The sequence below is a fragment of the Rossellomorea vietnamensis genome (genome assembly GCF_008180615.1).
Taxonomy (GTDB): domain Bacteria; phylum Bacillota; class Bacilli; order Bacillales; family Bacillaceae_B; genus Rossellomorea; species Rossellomorea vietnamensis_D.
The window spans coordinates 315710-334894 of sequence record NZ_VTEH01000001.1 but is presented as its reverse complement, the minus strand read 5'-3'; the positions used below and the strand labels follow the sequence as shown (position 1 = coordinate 334894).

The 19185-nt window shown below is 41.9% G+C and carries 17 protein-coding genes and 1 riboswitch; all 17 genes read left to right on the top strand.

Annotated elements, in window-relative coordinates; all coding sequences use genetic code 11:
* The first annotated feature begins 1438 nt into the window (after window positions 1–1438).
* The 17 genes from sucC (at window position 1439) to FZC79_RS01545 (ending at window position 19171) form a co-directional block, all read left to right on the top strand.
* Complete coding sequence (sucC, locus tag FZC79_RS01625; RefSeq protein WP_148945148.1) at window positions 1439–2599, top strand: ADP-forming succinate--CoA ligase subunit beta; 1161 nt, start codon at window positions 1439–1441, stop codon at window positions 2597–2599.
* Between the two features lie 16 nt (window positions 2600–2615).
* Window positions 2616–3518, top strand: a complete 903-nt coding sequence (gene sucD / locus FZC79_RS01620) for a succinate--CoA ligase subunit alpha (protein ID WP_148945147.1) — start codon at window positions 2616–2618, stop codon at window positions 3516–3518.
* Window positions 3519–3607: 89 nt separating this feature from the next.
* On the top strand, window positions 3608–4501 hold the full coding sequence (gene dprA, locus FZC79_RS01615) for a DNA-processing protein DprA (RefSeq protein WP_148945146.1): 894 nt from the start codon (window positions 3608–3610) through the stop codon (window positions 4499–4501).
* Window positions 4502–5101: 600 nt separating this feature from the next.
* The gene (gene topA, locus FZC79_RS01610) at window positions 5102–7177 is read left to right on the top strand and encodes a type I DNA topoisomerase (RefSeq protein ID WP_148945145.1); all 2076 of its coding nucleotides are present in this window, start codon (window positions 5102–5104) and stop codon (window positions 7175–7177) included.
* A 309-nt stretch (window positions 7178–7486) separates the two neighbouring features.
* Complete coding sequence (gene xerC / locus FZC79_RS01605; protein WP_148945144.1) at window positions 7487–8386, top strand: tyrosine recombinase XerC; 900 nt, start codon at window positions 7487–7489, stop codon at window positions 8384–8386.
* 21 nt (window positions 8387–8407) lie between these two features.
* Complete coding sequence (gene hslV / locus FZC79_RS01600) at window positions 8408–8950, top strand: ATP-dependent protease subunit HslV (protein ID WP_148945143.1); 543 nt, start codon at window positions 8408–8410, stop codon at window positions 8948–8950.
* A 182-nt stretch (window positions 8951–9132) separates the two neighbouring features.
* Complete coding sequence (gene hslU, locus FZC79_RS01595; protein WP_148945142.1) at window positions 9133–10548, top strand: HslU--HslV peptidase ATPase subunit; 1416 nt, start codon at window positions 9133–9135, stop codon at window positions 10546–10548.
* 160 nt (window positions 10549–10708) lie between these two features.
* The gene (gene codY / locus FZC79_RS01590; RefSeq protein WP_148945141.1) at window positions 10709–11488 is read left to right on the top strand and encodes a GTP-sensing pleiotropic transcriptional regulator CodY; all 780 of its coding nucleotides are present in this window, start codon (window positions 10709–10711) and stop codon (window positions 11486–11488) included.
* A 187-nt stretch (window positions 11489–11675) separates the two neighbouring features.
* Window positions 11676–11763, top strand: a riboswitch (cyclic di-GMP riboswitch).
* A 424-nt stretch (window positions 11764–12187) separates the two neighbouring features.
* Window positions 12188–12577: a flagellar basal body rod protein FlgB gene (gene flgB, locus FZC79_RS01585; RefSeq protein WP_148945140.1), complete on the top strand. Its 390-nt coding sequence runs from the start codon at window positions 12188–12190 to the stop codon at window positions 12575–12577.
* Between the two features lie 2 nt (window positions 12578–12579).
* Entirely contained in the window at window positions 12580–13041 is a 462-nt protein-coding gene (flgC, locus tag FZC79_RS01580) for a flagellar basal body rod protein FlgC (protein WP_148945139.1), read from the top strand.
* 11 nt (window positions 13042–13052) lie between these two features.
* A complete protein-coding gene (gene fliE, locus FZC79_RS01575) occupies window positions 13053–13358 on the top strand; it encodes a flagellar hook-basal body complex protein FliE (RefSeq protein WP_148945138.1) in 306 nt (101 codons plus the stop codon).
* A 50-nt stretch (window positions 13359–13408) separates the two neighbouring features.
* Window positions 13409–14998: a flagellar basal-body MS-ring/collar protein FliF gene (gene fliF, locus FZC79_RS01570; RefSeq protein ID WP_148945137.1), complete on the top strand. Its 1590-nt coding sequence runs from the start codon at window positions 13409–13411 to the stop codon at window positions 14996–14998.
* A gap of 11 nt (window positions 14999–15009) precedes the next feature.
* Window positions 15010–16026, top strand: a complete 1017-nt coding sequence (fliG, locus tag FZC79_RS01565) for a flagellar motor switch protein FliG (RefSeq protein ID WP_148945136.1) — start codon at window positions 15010–15012, stop codon at window positions 16024–16026.
* Complete coding sequence (fliH, locus tag FZC79_RS01560) at window positions 16019–16798, top strand: flagellar assembly protein FliH (protein WP_187442608.1); 780 nt, start codon at window positions 16019–16021, stop codon at window positions 16796–16798. Before fliG ends, fliH begins: the two co-directional genes overlap by 8 nt.
* The gene (gene fliI, locus FZC79_RS01555) at window positions 16795–18117 is read left to right on the top strand and encodes a flagellar protein export ATPase FliI (protein ID WP_148945134.1); all 1323 of its coding nucleotides are present in this window, start codon (window positions 16795–16797) and stop codon (window positions 18115–18117) included. Before fliH ends, fliI begins: the two co-directional genes overlap by 4 nt.
* Window positions 18114–18557: a flagellar export protein FliJ gene (fliJ, locus tag FZC79_RS01550; RefSeq protein WP_148945133.1), complete on the top strand. Its 444-nt coding sequence runs from the start codon at window positions 18114–18116 to the stop codon at window positions 18555–18557. The genes fliI and fliJ overlap by 4 nt, the downstream gene beginning before the upstream one ends.
* An 8-nt stretch (window positions 18558–18565) precedes the next feature.
* Window positions 18566–19171: a MotE family protein gene (locus FZC79_RS01545; protein ID WP_148945132.1), complete on the top strand. Its 606-nt coding sequence runs from the start codon at window positions 18566–18568 to the stop codon at window positions 19169–19171.
* Window positions 19172–19185 lie beyond the last annotated feature (14 nt).

Here is a 19185-nt window from a genome sequence, read left to right as displayed (position 1 = left end):
AAATGAACTATTTTCGAATCTTTTTTACAAATAAGCGGAATTTCTTCGCTTATTATAGCTGTTTTTTCACGCGATGACTTTAATAAGCGGAATTTTTCCACTTATTTCTCCACGTTTTTCAGCCGGATAAAAAGCCAGAGAAAATAATTGATTGGGCCTTTTAGGCAGAGGCTGGTAAGGAAGACTTTTGATTTATGAACCTATTAAAAAGGCAGCAATATAGCGTGTGCGAATGGCTGCCCTCAAAAACTTTGCGGCTATTCCAGATGAACTACTAAGCCTTGTGAAAAGGGTTTGTAAAAGTAACGGGTTCTGTTTTCGAGTACAAAATTAACAATTACACATCAAAAGGAGTGTTAAATCGCATTGATTTTGACACTCCTTTTTGGTTGGTTTAGCGGTATTCTTACTGGTAAATCTGTTCTGTTGGTTAAGCAAAATGCAACCTAAATAGCAAATGACAGAACTTTTTGTTTTTCAAAATTTGTGACACAAATTCATACACACGTTCAATCCTAATATTAGTATGAAGGAGAGTTGTTAATTATAGTTAATTATAGAGATTCTAGCGATTGGAACGGAAGGTGCGTGACCTCCTGCGGGACTAGCGTGACAGGTGAGACCCCACAGGCGAATCTAGCTTCAGCGGCCAGCGACTAGCAGATTTCGGTCTCTCTCCTTGCGATAAGTCATCATCGAGTCGCTTACGCTCTTCGTGATTCCTTTATCTCATACGAGAGCCCTAAAATCTGTACGTCGCTGAACGGCCGCTTCCGCTTTTTATGAAGCCGAGGAGGCTCACCGCACGCCCCGCGGAGTCACGCATCTGGAGTGGAAATCACTCAACCATTTCTTTGGCTAATTAGAAGTTTGTACTTCAAAAAAGAACCCGTTATTGTAAAAGGCTCTTTTCGAAAACTTTCCTGCTGTTTAATATGAATTTCATAAGATAACACCATAATTCACCTATATTATCCTTATTATGGTAAGCAAGAAAGAAGAGAGCTGCTCCTTCAGGTGAGAGAGAAAACGTTAGTATCCCGAGAAAAATCCGGCCCTTGGGATTTTTCTGAAAGCAGCAATTTATGTGAGTGCAGCCTTGTAAAAAAAGCAAGAAGATTTCAGTAAAGCATTTGTATGTTTTTCTTTTCACATTACTATGTTTTAAGGAGAGAATTGGCCAGGGAGTTACCAGCTCAGATCTATACGAAAAAAGGGTCATAGATTGATAGTGTACCGGGGAAATCCCCCCATATTGTTTTTTTAAGATAACGTTTTCATTCCACAAAAACGAAAAACAGTACCCTTTTTCTCTCTTTATATTTCTGAATTTTAAAATTAATATAATATTTTGTGCATATATGTAGACATCTAATCTTTCATTTTATACAATGAAAGCGCAGTCTATTTTTGAAAGAGTTTGATAGGAGGATGGAAAATGAATATCCATGAATATCAAGGTAAAGAAATCCTCAGAAATAATGGGGTACCCGTACCTAATGGTCAAGTGGCTTTTACTCCGGATGAAGCGGTGGAAGCAGCAAAAACATTGAATTCAAGCGTTTATGTTGTGAAAGCGCAAATTCATGCAGGCGGCCGTGGAAAAGCGGGCGGAGTTAAAATCGCAAAGAGTATTGACGAAGTACGTACATACGCAGAAGAACTGCTGGGAAAAACGTTGGTAACCCACCAAACAGGCCCGGAAGGCAAGGAAGTTAAGCGCTTACTTGTAGAGGAAGGCTGCGACATCAAGAAGGAGTATTATGTCGGTCTTGTACTGGACAGAGCAACTTCCCAAGTGGTCTTGATGGCTTCTGAAGAAGGAGGCACAGAAATCGAAGAAGTGGCTGAAGCTACTCCTGAGAAGATCTTCAAAGAATATATTGATCCTGTAGTCGGCCTGACTGGATTCCAGGCACGCCGGATCGCATTCAATATCAATATCCCGAAAGAGCTTGTCAATAAAGCGGCTAAGTTCATGCTGGGCCTATATAATGTTTATATCCAAAAAGATGCTTCTATCGTTGAAATCAATCCTTTGGTTGTAACGGGTGATGGCAATGTAATGGCATTGGATGCAAAGTTCAACTTTGATGCTAATGCACTGTACCGCCAGAAAAGCGTCCTGGAACTTCGTGACCTTGAAGAAGAAGATCAAAAAGAAATCGAAGCTTCCAAATATGATTTGAGCTACATTTCCCTTGACGGAAATATTGGCTGCATGGTTAATGGTGCAGGCTTGGCGATGGCAACTATGGATATCGTTAAGCATTACGGCGGAGATCCCGCGAACTTCCTTGATGTTGGGGGCGGAGCAACAGCTGAAAAAGTTACTGAAGCATTTAAGATCATCCTTTCCGATGAAAATGTAAAAGGCATATTCGTTAATATCTTCGGTGGAATCATGAAGTGTGACATTATTGCCGAGGGTGTTGTTGAAGCGGCTAAACAAGTTGAGCTTAAAGTTCCGTTGGTTGTACGTCTTGAAGGAACGAACGTTGATCTAGGAAAGAAAATCCTGAGTGAGTCAGGTCTTAATATCATTGCCGCGCAATCCATGGCGGACGGCGCACAAAAAATTGTTGAGCAAGTAGGATAAGAAAGGCGGAGGACTAATGAGCGTATTTATTAATAAAGATACAAAAGTTATTGTTCAAGGTATTACTGGTTCGACTGCTCTTTTCCATACAAAGCAAATGCTTGAATACGGTACGCAGATCGTTGCTGGTGTGACTCCAGGAAAAGGCGGAACCGAAGTTGAAGGAGTTCCTGTATACAATACAGTCGAGGAAGCAACAAGAGAAACTGGCGCAAATGCTTCAGTTATCTATGTTCCGGCTCCATTCGCAGCTGATGCGATCCTGGAAGCTGTTGATGCTGAATTGGACCTTGCCATCTGTATTACAGAGCACATCCCTGTGCTGGATATGGTGAAAGTGAAACGCTACATGGAAGGCAAAAAGACACGTCTAGTCGGTCCTAACTGTCCTGGCGTCATCACTCCTGATGAATGCAAGATCGGAATCATGCCTGGCTACATCCATACAAAAGGGCATGTAGGGGTTGTTTCCCGTTCTGGTACATTAACGTATGAAGCTGTACACCAACTGTCACAGGAAGGGATAGGACAGTCTACAGCAGTAGGTATCGGCGGTGATCCTGTAAACGGCACAGATTTCATCGATGTGTTGAAAGCTTTTAATGAAGATGAAGACACATATGCTGTCATCATGATTGGTGAGATTGGCGGTACTGCAGAGGAAGAAGCAGCCGAGTGGGTTAAAGCCAATATGACAAAACCGGTAGTCGGCTTTATCGGCGGGCGTACGGCACCTCCAGGAAAGCGCATGGGCCATGCGGGTGCCATCATTTCAGGCGGTAAAGGTACGGCAGATGAAAAAATCCGTGTTATGAATGAGTGTGGAATCGAAGTAGCTCCGACACCGTCCGACATGGGTGAGACACTTATCAAAGTCCTTAGGGATAAAGGCATTTACGATAAATGTAAAACACATTAATATAGTAGAAACTCGACTGAACAGGATGCATAAAACCATCCTGTTCAGTCCTTTTTAAAATTTTGAAAAATTATATTCAGGAGGTTTAAATGAACATTGACAGAAACATTCTTTTTACCCTTCAGCATTGTGAGAGTATAGGCTGGAAGTCAATATCCCTTCTTATGAAGGCTGTTCCTTCTCCAAATGAAATCAACATGCTGACACCAGCTGATCTGCGTAATATCCTCCCTATTTCCGCAAGTAAAGTCAACGCTTTCTATAAGCAATTTCACTCATTCGACCCTTTACCCAAAATGAAAGAATATGAAGACCGTAATATTAGCTTCATGACTGTTTTTGATCATAAATATCCTCCCCTGCTGAAGAATATTTACGATCCGCCCTGGGTATTATTCTTTTCAGGAAAAGCCGGCTTGTTGGAGAGAGAGAAAAAGATTGCCATTGTTGGTTCCAGGAAAGCCGATGAATATTCTTCTGCTTCTTTAAATTTTCTTCTGCCCCAGTTAGTGAAAGAAAACTTTGTGATTGTCAGCGGACTGGCTGCAGGAGCAGACGAGATGGCGCATCGGAAAACCATAGAATTAAAAGGCGAAACTATAGCAGTAATAGGAGGCGGGCTGAATCACATCTATCCTGCTGCCAACCGAAGACTGGCAGAATGGATGAAAACCAATCAGCTGATCCTTTCAGAGTATCCACCGGATACCCGGCCTCAGCGCTGGCATTTTCCTTTGAGGAATAGAATTATAAGCGGCATGACTCAAGCAGTCCTTGTTACCCAGGCAAGCAGAAAGAGCGGTTCCTTGATTACGGCAGAATACAGCTTGAATGAAGGAAGAGATGTCTTTGCGCTTCCTGGCAGAATGGATTCATCTCTTTCGGAGGGAAGCAACTTACTGATTCAACAAGGGGCGAAACTTATTACATCGTCTGAAGACATTGTTTCAGAATTCGCGTATAATTCTTATAAAAACATATAAACTTTAGAAAAGCAGACAGTTCTTTACATAACGGTCTGCCTGACTTAGAATAATGCAGCGTGCTTATAAAGCAAGAAAAAGGATAAAAGAATAGTATATAATCAGCTGATTTTTTTGAAAAATCCCTCTTAATATGTATAAAATGTATAAAAAGGTTGCATTTCTTCTCAATCTGTTATACATTTTGCAACAGATATAATACCAATAAACAGTTTCTTTTTGATTGAGCTGTTGGAACCGTTTCCTTGGCTCTATCAATGATTCATAATAATTTCCCGAATTAAAAGCTGTTGGATCATAAGCGTTCCAGTGAAAAAATTAACACTTTTCGTAAACTTTGCTGCTATTTGATATCACGAACGTATGATAACGCCATGATTACGAAATATCGTGGTAAGCAAGAAGAAAAGAGCTGCTCTTCCTTTTTAAGAAAGATAGATTGGAAAGCAAGCAAGAGCGCCCAGCCTGCAGATGTTTTTACTGAATCGCCTCTTCCGCTCCGCAAGGATTACTGCTGGAGCTGAAAGTATATCATATAGCAAAGATATGGATGATTAGAACGAAAAAATAAACGATTTCCCTCTTTAAGGAGGCAATTTAATGTCAGATTATCTAGTGATTGTTGAGTCGCCCGCAAAGGCAAAGACAATCGAGAAATATTTAGGAAAGAAATATAAGGTCCGTGCTTCGATGGGCCATGTACGAGATCTCCCTAAAAGTCAGATGGGTGTTGATGTAGAAGACGGATTCAATCCAAAATACATTACAATCCGTGGTAAGGGACCCGTTTTAAAAGAATTAAAAACAGCTGCCAAAAAAGCGAAAAAGATTTATCTTGCGGCTGACCCCGACAGAGAAGGAGAAGCAATTGCCTGGCATCTTGCCCACAGCCTGGACATGGATGTCCACTCTGAGTGCAGGGTCGTGTTTAATGAAATCACGAAGGATGCCATCAAGGAATCTTTCAAGCATCCTCGTGCCATAAATATGGATCTGGTTGACGCCCAGCAGGCAAGAAGGATCTTGGACAGGCTCGTCGGCTATAATATCAGCCCCCTCCTTTGGAAGAAAGTAAAGAAGGGTCTTAGTGCCGGGAGGGTTCAATCGGTTGCAGTAAGGTTGATCATTGACCGCGAAAAAGAAATAAAAGAGTTCATACCCGAAGAATATTGGACGATTCATGCACAATTTAAAAAGGGCAAGAGCTCATTCGAGGGAGCCTTCTATGGGCTGGACGGAAACAAACTTGACCTGAAAACTGAACAAGAGGTAAAGGATGTTCTGAAAAAGATTAAAGGTGATTCTTTCGAAATCAAGAAAGTAACCAAGAAGGAAAGAAAAAGGAATCCTGCTGCACCGTTTACTACTTCATCTTTACAGCAGGAGGCAGCCAGGAAGCTGAACTTCAGGGCGAAGAAAACGATGATGCTTGCTCAGCAGTTATACGAAGGGATTGAAATCGGAAAAGAAGGAACTGTCGGTCTCATAACGTATATGAGAACAGACTCTACCCGTATTTCAGAAGTAGCCCAAAAAGAAGCATCAGACTATATCACTGAGAAATATGGCTCGGAATTTATAAAAAGCCAGGAACGAAAAGAGAAAAAGGGGCAAAAAGCACAAGATGCCCATGAAGCTGTCCGGCCAACCTCAACCTTGAGAGACCCTGCTGCAATGAAGGAGTATCTGTCGAGAGATCAATTGAGGCTGTATAAGCTTATATGGGAACGTTTTGTCGCAAGCCAGATGGCTTCAGCAGTCATGGATACGATGAGTTTTGATGTAGTAAATGGTGACGTGTTCTTCCGTGCCAACGGATCTAAAGTTAAATTCCCTGGTTTCATGAAAGTGTACGTAGAAGGAACAGATGACGGGAAAGAAGAGAAGGAGAATATGCTTCCGGCCCTAGAAGAAGGGGACATTGTCAGCTACGAGGATATCGATCCCAAGCAGCATTTCACACAGCCGCCGCCCCGATATACAGAGGCAAGGCTGGTCAGGACACTGGAAGAGCTGGGTATAGGGAGGCCGTCCACATACGCCCCGACTTTGGATACAATACAAAGGAGAGGGTATGTAAGCCTTGACAACAAACGGTTTATCCCGACAGAGCTCGGAGGGATTGTTTCCGAACTTGTTTCAGAGTTCTTCCCTGAAATAATAGATGTCGAATTTACTGCCAATATGGAACGTGATCTTGATTACGTTGAAGATGGTAAAGAAAAATGGGTCAACATTATCGATCAGTTCTACAGAGGATTCGAAAAACATCTTGAAAAAGCCGAGGAAGAAATGGAGAAGGTAGAGATTAAAGATGAACCTGCTGGTGAGGACTGCGAAAACTGCGGACACCCTATGGTATTCAAAATGGGACGCTATGGAAAGTTCATGGCATGCAGCAACTTCCCGGACTGCCGCAACACCAAGGCAATCGTGAAGGAAATCGGTGTTAAGTGCCCTGATTGTGCAGAGGGTAATATCATCGAAAGAAAGAGTAAGAAGAAACGCATTTTCTACGGGTGTGACCAATATCCGAAGTGCGAATTCCTTTCTTGGGACAAACCGATTGACAGGAAATGTCCTAAGTGTGAACATCTCTTAGTGGAGAAGAAGCTGAAAAAAGGTGTTCAAGTACAATGTTCGAACTGTGATTATAAAGAAGAAACACAGCAATAAAGGAATGGATGGTGAGCTGACAGGGCTCACTTTTTCCTTTTGTAAAAATATATGGTATCTTTAAGGTTGATGGGTGCATAAAGAGCTGCCCGGATAAATAAATGAAGCTTATTGAGCACTAATGAAGGACTTTTGCAAAACTGGCTTCCTTCAAAAAAGCAGCGAAACCTTATAAAAGGAATAAGCGTGAGATGGTAAAAATGGAATATAATTAGAAACAATTCAGAACTTTGTGAAATATTTGTAAACTCCATTGCACCGGCTACTAAATTATGTTACTATTTAGTAGCCTTTTATGAGGTGATTACTATGTTGGAAAATGCAAACCAATATCTGAATAACTTTATTACATATTTACAGATTGAAAAGAACTATTCAGAGTATACCGTTACTTTTTATAAGGATGATATCAGGGAATTTTTCCTTTTTATGAATGAACAGAACCTGCACTCTTTACAGGCAATAGAATACTTTGATGCCCGATTATTCTTGACAGGCCTGCATGAAAGGGAATTTGCCAGAGCATCAATCTCAAGGAAAATCTCAAGTTTGAGAAGCTTTTTCCGGTTTTTGAACCGGGAGGGGGAGATTACTGAGAATCCTTTTGCTTTGGTAAGCAGTCCTAAAGCTGAAAAGAGGCTTCCGCAATTCTTTTATGAAGAGGAGATGCAGACCCTTTTGCAGGCGTGTGAGGGTGAAGAGCCACTGCAGCTCCGCAACAGAGCGATGTTCGAGTTGTTTTACGCTACAGGGATCAGGGTAAGTGAATGTGCAGGACTGCGTATAAAAGATATAGATTTCTCCTTGTCTACTATCCTTGTGAAGGGAAAGGGAAACAAGGAAAGATATGTGCCATTTGGAACTTACGCGCATGAAGAACTGGAAAAATACATAAATATATCTCGCGGACAGTTGATGAAAGATGGGGAACATGAATATGTCTTTGTGAATTACAAAGGAGGCCCTTTAACTGCAAGGGGAATCAGGCATGTGCTGAACGGGATCATTAAGAAAGCATCCCTGACTGCGAAAATCCATCCTCATATGCTCAGGCATACGTTTGCAACCCATTTGTTGAATAATGGTGCAGACATGCGTACAGTGCAAGAACTGCTTGGGCACGAGAATTTATCATCAACTCAAATTTATACGCATGTAACGAAAGATCATCTTAGAAAGACTTACTTGAATCACCATCCTCGTGCTTAGTTTAAAAGGAGGTACTTTATATTGGGTAATTTTCATGCAACCACGATATTTGCTGTAAGGCATAAAGGGGAATGTGCCATGTCGGGGGACGGACAGGTTACATTTGGAAATGCGGTAGTAATGAAACATACGGCCAAGAAGGTCAGAAAGTTATTTAATGGAAAAGTGGTAGCTGGATTCGCAGGGTCAGTTGCTGATGCTTTTACGTTATTTGAGATGTTTGAAGGAAAATTACAGGAGTTCAATGGAAACCTGCAAAGGGCTGCAGTAGAGCTTGCAAAGCAGTGGCGAAGCGATAAAGTGCTTCGCAAACTTGAAGCCATGCTGATTGTCATGAATGAAGAAGACTTGCTTTTGATATCAGGAACCGGGGAAGTGATAGAACCGGATGATGGCATTTTGGCAATTGGTTCCGGGGGGAATTATGCACTTGCGGCCGGTCGTGCGTTGAAGAATATGAGCGGTGAACAGTTGAACGCAGAACAGATAGCAAAGGCAGCATTGGAAACTGCTGCAGAAATATGCGTTTATACCAACCATAATATTATTGTGGAAAAGCTTTAAGAGCAAGAAGCCACAGCAGAGGACGGATCCTATTTTCGCCTGTCTGAAAATGTGATGGTAGAATGGATACGTTGGTTGAAGTGCCATTATGATGGAAAGCAAACCGCCAAGGCCTTAGATAGTCAATTACTTTTGCGGGGACTGATGAATAGCGGACCCTATCCGACAAAGGAGTGTTTCTCTTGAAAAAACAAGCTAATCAATTAACGCCAAGACAGATTGTCGATCGACTTGATCAATATATAGTAGGGCAAAGTGACGCTAAAAAGGCGGTAGCTGTTGCCTTGAGAAACCGATATAGAAGAAGTCTGCTTGCTGACGGAATCAGGGATGAAGTTGTGCCCAAGAATATTTTAATGATGGGACCTACAGGCGTGGGGAAAACAGAGATTGCCCGGAGGATGGCCAAACTCGTTGGGGCTCCATTCCTGAAGATAGAAGCTACAAAGTTTACCGAAGTCGGTTACGTCGGCAGGGATGTAGAGTCGATGGTAAGAGATTTGGTAGAAACTTCAGTCAGGCTGGTTAAGGAAGAGAAAATCGCTGATGTCAAAGAAGCTGCAGAAGAGAATGCAAATCGCCGTCTGGTGGAACTGCTTGTTCCTTCGAAGAAGAAAAACAACAATTACAAAAATCCTTTTGAAATGATTTTCGGAGGGAACCAGGGCGGACCGCAGCAGCAAGAGGACGAAGAGCAGAAAGAAGAATCCTCTATTCACGAAAAGCGCAGGGTAATTGCAGATAAATTGGCGTCAGGCGACCTTGAGGAAGAAGTCATAACGGTGGAACTCGAAGAGCAGCAGGCTTCCATGTTCGACATGCTGCAAGGCTCAGGTATGGAACAGATGGGCATGAATATGCAAGATGCACTTGGCGGACTTATGCCTAAGAAGAAAAAGAAGCGAAAGCTGAAGGTTAAAGAGGCCAGGCCCGTGCTGATCAATGAAGAAGCCCAGAAACTGATCGATTTGGATGAGGTAACGCAGGAAGGAATCGTAAGAGCTGAACAGACAGGAATCATCTTCATTGATGAAATTGATAAGATTGCGAGCAAAAGCTCAAGCCAATCTTCAGGAGAGGTTTCGAGAGAAGGTGTCCAGCGGGATATCCTTCCGATAGTGGAAGGATCCACGGTTGTTACAAAGCACGGTTCAGTCAAGACTGATTATATGCTGTTCATTGCCGCAGGTGCTTTCCATACTGTCAAGCCTTCAGATTTGATTCCTGAATTGCAGGGACGTTTCCCGATCAGGGTCGAATTGAAAAAATTATCTGTCGAGGACTTTGTGAGAATATTGGTTGAGCCGGATAACGCTATCGTTAAGCAATATATAGCTCTTTTGGAAACAGAAGGTATACAAATTGAATTTTCTGACGAAGCTATTCGTAGGATGGCTGAAATCGCCTTTTCCGTTAACCAGAATACCGATAATATTGGTGCAAGAAGGCTCCATACAATCATGGAAAAACTGCTTGAGGACTTATCATTTGAAGCTCCCGACATTACGATGGAGAAAATCACCATTACCCCTTCCTATGTCGAGGATAAACTAGGGGCGATTTCTCAGGATAAAGACCTGAGCCAGTTCATCTTATAAGTTTGCGAAATAAGTGCAAAGGGTAAAACGTTATAGGCAAGGAAATGAAGACACCGGCCCTGTTTAGGGATATCCTTTTTTGTACCAGTGATTATACTAATCAAACATGGATTTAATTATATAAATATAGAAACTATTAGTTGCACTAGGAGGAAATGAAATGAATTTATTAAGCAAAACAAGAACAATCAATGCAATGCTGCAAAAAGCAGCAGGAAAACCGGTTAATTTTAAAGAAATGGCAGAAACATTGAGTTCTGTCATCATTGCAAATGTATTCGTGGTAAGCCGCCGCGGAAAGCTTTTGGGCTTTGCGGTTAATCAGAAGATCGAAAATGAAAGAATGAAGAAAATGCTTGAAGACCGCCAGTTTCCTGAAGAGTATACAAACAGCCTGTTCAACATTCAAGAAACTTCATCTAATCTGGATATTGACAGCCAGTATACAGCATTCCCTGTGGAGAATAGAGAGCTGTTTAAAAATGGGCTGACTACAATCGTGCCGATTATCGGTGGAGGAGAGCGCCTTGGTACATTGATTCTGGCCCGTCTAGAGGACAGTTTTGATGATGATGACTTGATCCTGGGTGAGTATGGAGCGACAGTAGTCGGTATGGAAATCCTTAGAGAGAAATCGGAAGAGATTGAGGTTGAAGCAAGAAGTAAAGCAGTCGTTCAGATGGCAATCAGTTCTTTATCCTATAGTGAACTTGAAGCCATTGAACATATTTTTGAAGAATTAGATGGCAATGAAGGTCTTCTTGTAGCTTCAAAAATTGCTGACAGAGTTGGAATCACCAGATCGGTAATCGTTAACGCACTTCGTAAACTTGAAAGTGCAGGTGTAATCGAATCACGTTCTCTTGGAATGAAAGGTACCTACATCAAAGTCTTGAATGATAAGTTCCTGATCGAGCTGGATAAACTAAAAACAAATTAATTAAAAAACCGCTGGTCCATTTGGACCGGCGGTTTTTTAATTAATGAAAGATATTAGGAGATAATTACGACATTCAAGGAAAAAGGGGTCTAAAGACCTAATAATTATATAGTTGAAAGGGTTGTTTTTACCCTGTGACATAGTAAAATGATAGTACAAACAGTTTACGACATAATTCTACAATTTCACATAGAAAAGGCAAACTTCACTGAAAAGGAAGGACGCAAAGCCACGGGCCTAACGACTATCAAGTATATGGCAGCCGGGTTACCTAAGAGAGCAATTGTCAATTTTATTAATGAAGCGATCTCTTTAGGGGTCGCTTTCTTTATAGCTGATTGAATTGGATGTATTTTCCTTTGTGAAATTGTGGGATAATCCGTTTGTTTTTAAAGTTTGTAATGATATTGTAACAATTGGATCGCGTATTTTCTTGGATTTCACATGTAATGAATGGAAATTACGAGGGTATATCGTAACGGTAATTAAGTAAATCTGAGCCTATATGTCGAAGGTTGTCTACTATTTCACTGTTTTTGTGCTAAAAGTCCCTGTTAAAAATGAACAGGAAGTAGCAAAAAAATTAACCTAATATTCATAGACACTCATTTTGCTTAATATTACAATAGGAAGTATGATTCCGTAAAAAATGTCAAAATCCATTAATTTTTGACAAAATCCTGGTTAGAGGTGTAAAAAATGAATTTGTTTTCCAGCACCATTCAATCACTTGAAAATGGTTTGAATTATTCTTCTGTTAAACAGAAGATGATTACTCAAAATATTGCTAATGTAGATACTCCAAATTACAAATCAAAATCTGTGAGCTTTAAAGATCAGTTAAATGACTCCATATCTGCCATGGAAGCCATTAAAACAAATCCCCGCCACTTTGAATTCTCAGGAAGGTCAGCAGCTGGGTTCCGTATTAATGACAAGCCCTTCCAATATAACCACAATGGCAATGGTGTCGATATTGATAAAGAAATGTCGGAAATGGCCAATAATCAAATCTATTTTAATGCATTGTCAGACCGCTTAAATGGTAAATTTAATTCTATGAAGTCTGTCATTTCAGGAGGTAAATAAACATGTCGATATTTCATGGAATGAATACTACTGCTTCTGCCCTTAGCGCCCAAAGGCTGAGGATGGATGTCATTTCCTCGAATATGGCCAATGCAGATTCGACAAGAGGAAAACTGGTTGATGGTGAGTGGCAGCCTTACAGAAGGAAATCGGTTGTCCTGCAGCCGGATACCGGCAGCTTTTCTACACTATTGAGTAAAGCTATGAATGTGAAAAGCTCACAGTCTCTTGGAAATGGTGTAAGGGTTGCAGAGATTAAAGAGGATGGAGATACTCCATTTAACCTTGTGTATGACCCTGAACATCCTGATGCCAATCAAGAGGGATATGTTCAGATGCCGAATGTTGATCCTCTCAGGGAAATGATTGACCTGATTTCAGCTACTAGGTCGTATGAAGCAAATGTAACTGCTTTTAATGCAAATAAATCAATGATGATGAAATCTCTTGAAATAGGTAAATAAGGAGGAGACCAATGGCTGTACATAATATATATTCTGCTGCACAGAGCAGGATAAGTCCGTCGTTCGATAAAAATATTGCAAAGCCAATCCAAAACCAGCAAAATTTCGCTGATTTTCTGAAAAAATCTATTGAAGAAGTGAATGTGAGCCAAAAAGAATCGGATATGATGACCGATAAATTAGTGCGCGGTGAAAATGTAGACTTGCACCAGGTGATGATTGCATCACAAAAAGCCAGCATAACAATGCAGACAACTATGGAAGTGCGAAATAAGGTAGTTGAAGCATATCAGGAAATCATGAGAATGCCTATGTAATGACGGTTATTATTGCCGGGTAAATTAGACAAAGTAACCGGGGGATTATAATGAATGACAACGTAAAAAAATATAAAGAACAATTGAATACGTTTTGGTCGACCAGAACAAAAAAACAAAAAGGTATGTATGGAGCGGTTGTGTTAGTGGTCGTGCTTGCTATCGCGATTACCGGATTTCTTTCCACTAGGACCAGCCTTGTGCCGCTATACAGCAACCTGGCTCCCTCGGAAACAGGTGCTATTAAGGAAAATCTCGATGGCAGGGGAGTTGCTTCAGAAATCAGCGATGGCGGTTCTACCATTTTGGTTCCAGGTGAGATGGTCGATACCTTAAAAGTCGAGCTTGCTGCGGAAGGAATTCCAAATTCAGGCAGTATCGATTACTCTTTCTTTAGTCAAAATGCCGGGTTTGGAATGACAGACAATGAGTTCAATGTCATGAAGCTTGATGCCATGCAGACAGAACTTTCCAACCTGATGAAAGGGATTGAAGGCGTCCAGGATGCTAATGTGATGATAACCCTGCCTGAAAAAGGAGTCTTCATCAGCGACGAAACAGAGCAGGCTTCAGCATCTATTGTTCTGAACACAAAACCGGGATTTAATTTTGATCAAAAACAGATCAAGTCCCTTCATCATCTAGTTTCTAAGAGTGTTCCTAATCTGCCTACAAGTAATATCGTCATCATGAATCAATTTTTTGAGTACTTTGAGTTAGAAAATGAAAATTCTTCCTTTGGAGGAAGTGTTGTCCAGCAAATGGACGTTAAAGACAGGGTGGAAAAGGACATTCAAAAGCAAGTACAAAGCATGCTTGGAACTTTGATAGGCTTCGATAAAGTGGTTGTCTCTGTAACTACTGATATAGACTTTACCCAGGAAAACAGGGAAGTAAACGAAGTAACGCCAGTTGATGAAGAAAATATGGAAGGAATCGCTGTTAGTGTCCAGAGAATCACTGAAATTTTTACTGGTAATGGAGCAGCTGCCGGGGGTGTTCCTGCTGCTGAAGATGCTGGTGATGATTTGGGGACATATGTAGAGGGCGAGAATTCTGATGGAGATTATGAACGGATTGAAGAGACTATTAATAACGAGGTTAATAGAATCCGAAGAGAGATTGTTGAAAGCCCATATAAAATTCGTGATATCGGTATCCAGGTGATGGTCGAACCGCCGGATCCTGAAGATCCAAACTCCTTTCCTCAGGATAGACAGGAAGATATATCCCAGATATTGTCGACGATTGTCAGAACTTCAATTGACAAAGAATCCGGTACGGAGCTGACACCAGAAGCCATTGAAGACAAAATAGTTGTATCAGTTCAGCCCTTTAATGGGAAGGTGGAATTCGGCCAGGAATCAGAAACTGCTTTGCCGTGGTGGACATATGTCATAGGTGGAATACTGCTCGCTGTAATCCTTTTACTGATTATCTTAATGGTAAGAAGGAAGAAAACCATTGTGGAGGAAGAGGCAGCTTACCAAGAGGAAGTCATGCAGCCGATCAATATCCCTGACATTGGCACGGAGCAAGAGACTGAAGGATCTGCCAGAAGAAAACAACTTGAAAAAATGGCCAGGGAAAAACCTGAAGAATTTGCGAAGCTGCTAAGGTCTTGGCTGGCTGATGAATAGGAGGAAGCAACATGGCTAAGCAACGCGAAAAAGAATTAACGGGCAAACAGAAAGCGGCCGTTCTCCTTATCTCACTGGGCCCGGATGTGTCGGCGTCTGTTTATAAACATTTATCAGAAGAGGAAATTGAAAAGCTGACGTTGGAAATTTCCGGTGTGAAAAAGGTTGAATCCACAGCAAAGGAAGAAGTGCTTGAGGAATTTCACACGATTGCCCTTGCCCAAGATTATATTACACAGGGCGGTATCGGCTATGCCAAAACAGTGCTGGAGAAAGCATTGGGCAATGAGCAGGCGTCGGCCATCATTAATAGATTAACTTCATCTCTGCAAGTGAAGCCATTTGATTTTGCGAGAAGAGCAGATGCATCCCAGATATTGAATTTCATTCAAAATGAGCATCCTCAAACGATTGCCCTGATCCTCTCATACTTGAATCCTCAGCAGGCTGGGCAGATCCTTTCTGAACTGTCACAGGAGGTACAGGCCGACATCGCCAGGCGTATAGCCCTTATGGACGGCACGTCGCCTGAAGTGATAAGTGAAGTGGAAGCTATTCTGGAAAGGAAGCTCTCGACAACTGTTACCCAGGATTACTCCCAGACAGGTGGAGTAGAGGCGGTTGTTGAGGTGCTGAATGGAGTAGACCGGTCTACCGAAAAGACAATCCTTGATGCTTTGGAAATCCAAGACCCTGAATTGGCAGAAGAAATCAAGAAGAGGATGTTTGTGTTTGAAGACATTGTCACTCTCGATAACCGATCCATCCAGAGGGTCATCCGTGACAGCGAAAATGAAGATTTACTCTTGTCTCTCAAAGTATCAAGTGACGAAGTCAAAGATATTGTTTTCAGGAATATGTCAACCAGAATGGTGGACTCATTTAAAGAAGAAATGGAATTCATGGGCCCTGTCAGGCTTCGGGATGTAGAAGAGGCACAGTCCAGGATAGTAAGTGTGATCAGAAGGCTGGAAGATGCTGGTGAAATCATTATAGCCCGTGGCGGAGGAGACGATATCATTGTCTAAAGTCATCAAGTATGCGGGTGTAACTGATTCTCAGTCACGAAAAGCGAAGGTTATTTCTGTAAGGAATATTCTCGGAACGCACACTGAAGAATTCGACGGGGATATTCAGGAGAAACAAATTGGGCTGCTGGAAAGAGAAAAACTTATAGAGGCTGCAAATGGAGAAGCTCAACTTATATTGAAATCAGCAAGAGATGAAGCGAAAAGAATGGAAGAGGAAGTGTCTTCTTTAAGATCCCATTGGGAACAGGAGAAGGAACTGTTGCAGCAAGAGGCGTATGAGCAAGCCTTTTTGCAAGGGTTGGATGAAGGAAGGCAAAATGGATTGCAGGAGTTCAAGCATCAGATCAGCGAAGCTCGAGGTGTAATCACGAATGCTAAAGATGATTACTACCTTCATATTGCCAAAGCTGAAAGGGTCATTTTAGAGCTGGGGATGAAAACAGCAGAAAGAGTTATTGGAAGGAAGTTGGAAGAAGACCCGGAAATCTTTTTGGATATCGTAAAACGCGGCATCAAAGAGGTGCGGGATTTGCCTGAAGTACAGGTGCATGTCCATCCTTCAAATTATAAGCTGCTGAGCGGCAATCAAGAAGAAATCGAGTCGTTGTTCCCTGTTCTTCGCAAGCTCCTTTTGTATCCGGATGATGAACTCAGCCAACATGAATGCTTCATAGAAACCGGTGAAGGCAGAGTGATTGTCAGTGTGGACAGCCAGCTGCGGGAAATCAAAAATAAACTAGTTGAGATTTTAGAGGGTGAAAGTGAATGAAAGCTGCTGAACTATTAGAACATATTCCTTCATTACACTCCTTTAAGAAGTTCGGGAAAGTAAAAAGAGTTGTAGGGTTAATGATTGAATCCCAAGGTCCTAAAAGTTCAATTGGGGATATGTGTTTTATACATATTGCTGAATCTACAAGAACAATTCAGGCTGAAGTAGTGGGATTCAAAGAAGAGACCGTCATATTGATGCCTTATTCCGGCATTAACGAAATTTCGCCAGGCAGTCTTGTAGAAGCGACTTCCAACCCCCTCACAATAAAGGTTGGCCATTCCCTTATAGGCAAGGTTGTTGATTCGCTGGGACATCCCTTGGATGGAGAGCCTCTCCCTAAAGGGCTGACCCGCACTTTTACAGAACAAGATCCCCCAAGCCCGCTTAGCCGCCCGCCCATCAATGAAAAAATTGAAGTAGGCGTGAGAGCCATTGACAGCATGCTGACTGTAGGGAAAGGACAAAGGGTCGGGATTTTTGCAGGGAGCGGTGTAGGAAAGAGCACCCTCCTCGGAATGATCGCAAGGAATACCACGGCCGATTTAAACGTCATTGCCCTTATAGGAGAGCGGGGCCGAGAGGTGAGGGAATTCATTGAAAGAGATCTCGGAGAAGAAGGGCTGAAGCGTTCGATAGTAGTGGCAGCTACCTCTGACCAGCCTGCCCTGATGAGAATTAAGGGAGCCTTCACAGCGACCGCCATCGCCGAATATTTCCGCGATAAGGGAATGAATGTCATGCTGATGATGGATTCGGTTACACGTGTGGCAATGGCACAAAGGGAGATCGGCCTTGCTGTCGGAGAGCCTCCTGCGACTAAAGGATATACACCTTCAGTTTTTGCCATCTTGCCTAAGCTATTGGAGAGGACTGGGACAAACCAGAATGGAACCATCACTGCTTTTTACACAGTATTGGTCGATGGAGATGACATGAACGAACCGATTGCCGATACAACAAGAGGTATTCTTGACGGCCATATCATTCTTGATCGTAACATCGCCAACAAAGGTCAGTTTCCAGCGATCAATGTCCTGAAAAGTGTCAGCAGGCTGATGAACCACTTGGCACCCCAGCAACACTTAAAGGCGGCTGAAAAAGTCAGGGGACTGATGAGTACATATAGTAATTCTGAAGATCTCATTAACATAGGTGCTTATAAGAGGGGAACTTCACAGGAGATCGATATGGCCATCGCTTATCAACCGCAGATCCTTTCATTTCTGAAGCAGGGAACGGGGGAAAGAGTGACAATGGATGAAAGTGTCAACTCCCTCATCGATCTTGCTGAAAAAGGAGAGTGGAATGGATGACCTACACGTTTAAATTCGAAAAAATCCTCAATCTGAAAGAAAGAGAAAAAGAGGAAGTCAGAGAATCTTACCGGGCAGCAGTGGAAAAGTTCGAAGATATCGCTCAAAAGCTTTATGAATTGCTCAAGAAAAAAGAAGATCTTGAGAATTTCCAGACCGAAAAGCTGGTAAGCGGTCTGTCAGTACAAGATATACGCCATAATCAAAATTTCATTACAAATATTGAAAAAACGATAGAATATTACCAAGGCCTTGTCATCCAGGCAAGGAACAGGATGAATTGGCATGAACAAAAACTTTCAGAAATGAACGTTGAAGTGAAGAAATATGAAAAGATCAGAGAGAACGATTTTAATAGGTATAAAGAATTCCTGCACTCTACAGAGAGCAAAGTACTTGATGAGCTGGCAGTCATGCAGTTTACGAATAAGAGAAATTAGGTGATAACATGGGGAAGAAAGCAGGGAAGAATAGAAATGAAAAAACAAACAGTCCCTTTCAGTGGGTGTTGTTTGCAGGTATTATTCCTCTTCTGTTTGCTGTGGTAATAGCCTTGCTTATCATGACGGTATTAGGCATCAATGTGTTTGAAAAAGCCAAAGAGGCAGGAGAAAACATCCCCATTGTATCGTCAGTCATACCGACAGATGCTAAAGAAGAAGCGGCCAAGCTGGAAGAGAGAGTGCTTTCTCTTCAGTCAGAGATAGAAAATAAAGATTCTGAGATCACCAGCCTTAAAAGCAAAATTGATTCTCAGGAGAGCGAAAAAGACCGCCTGTTGGCTGAGCAAGATCAACTTCAAGCGGAAATCGAGGAATTAGAGCAGATACGCGAGGAAAATAAGCGTGCTTTTAAAGAGGTGATATCTACCTTTGAATCCATGTCAGCCAAAAGCTCTGCACCTGTCATACTGAATATGGAAAATGAAGAAGCCGTGAAAATTCTATCGAACATCAAGCCTGATACACTTGCTAAAATTCTCGAGAAAATGCCTCCTGAAGATGCGGCAAAGTATACAGAATTGCTTTCGGCAAAAATTGATCAAGAATATTAAGAGGATTCAGTTTT

Bases quoted from the DNA above. Each gene is read 5' to 3' on its own strand.
- sucC (WP_148945148.1), top strand. From the start codon at position 1,439: ATGAATATCCATGAATATCAAGGTAAAGAAATCCTCAGAAATAATGGG.
- sucD (WP_148945147.1), top strand. From the start codon at position 2,616: ATGAGCGTATTTATTAATAAAGATACAAAAGTTATTGTTCAAGGTATT.
- dprA (WP_148945146.1), top strand. From the start codon at position 3,608: ATGAACATTGACAGAAACATTCTTTTTACCCTTCAGCATTGTGAGAGT.
- topA (WP_148945145.1), top strand. From the start codon at position 5,102: ATGTCAGATTATCTAGTGATTGTTGAGTCGCCCGCAAAGGCAAAGACA.
- xerC (WP_148945144.1), top strand. From the start codon at position 7,487: ATGTTGGAAAATGCAAACCAATATCTGAATAACTTTATTACATATTTA.
- codY (WP_148945141.1), top strand. From the start codon at position 10,709: ATGAATTTATTAAGCAAAACAAGAACAATCAATGCAATGCTGCAAAAA.
- flgB (WP_148945140.1), top strand. From the start codon at position 12,188: ATGAATTTGTTTTCCAGCACCATTCAATCACTTGAAAATGGTTTGAAT.
- flgC (WP_148945139.1), top strand. From the start codon at position 12,580: ATGTCGATATTTCATGGAATGAATACTACTGCTTCTGCCCTTAGCGCC.
- fliE (WP_148945138.1), top strand. From the start codon at position 13,053: ATGGCTGTACATAATATATATTCTGCTGCACAGAGCAGGATAAGTCCG.
- fliF (WP_148945137.1), top strand. From the start codon at position 13,409: ATGAATGACAACGTAAAAAAATATAAAGAACAATTGAATACGTTTTGG.
- fliG (WP_148945136.1), top strand. From the start codon at position 15,010: ATGGCTAAGCAACGCGAAAAAGAATTAACGGGCAAACAGAAAGCGGCC.
- fliI (WP_148945134.1), top strand. From the start codon at position 16,795: ATGAAAGCTGCTGAACTATTAGAACATATTCCTTCATTACACTCCTTT.
- fliJ (WP_148945133.1), top strand. From the start codon at position 18,114: ATGACCTACACGTTTAAATTCGAAAAAATCCTCAATCTGAAAGAAAGA.
- FZC79_RS01545 (WP_148945132.1), top strand. From the start codon at position 18,566: ATGGGGAAGAAAGCAGGGAAGAATAGAAATGAAAAAACAAACAGTCCC.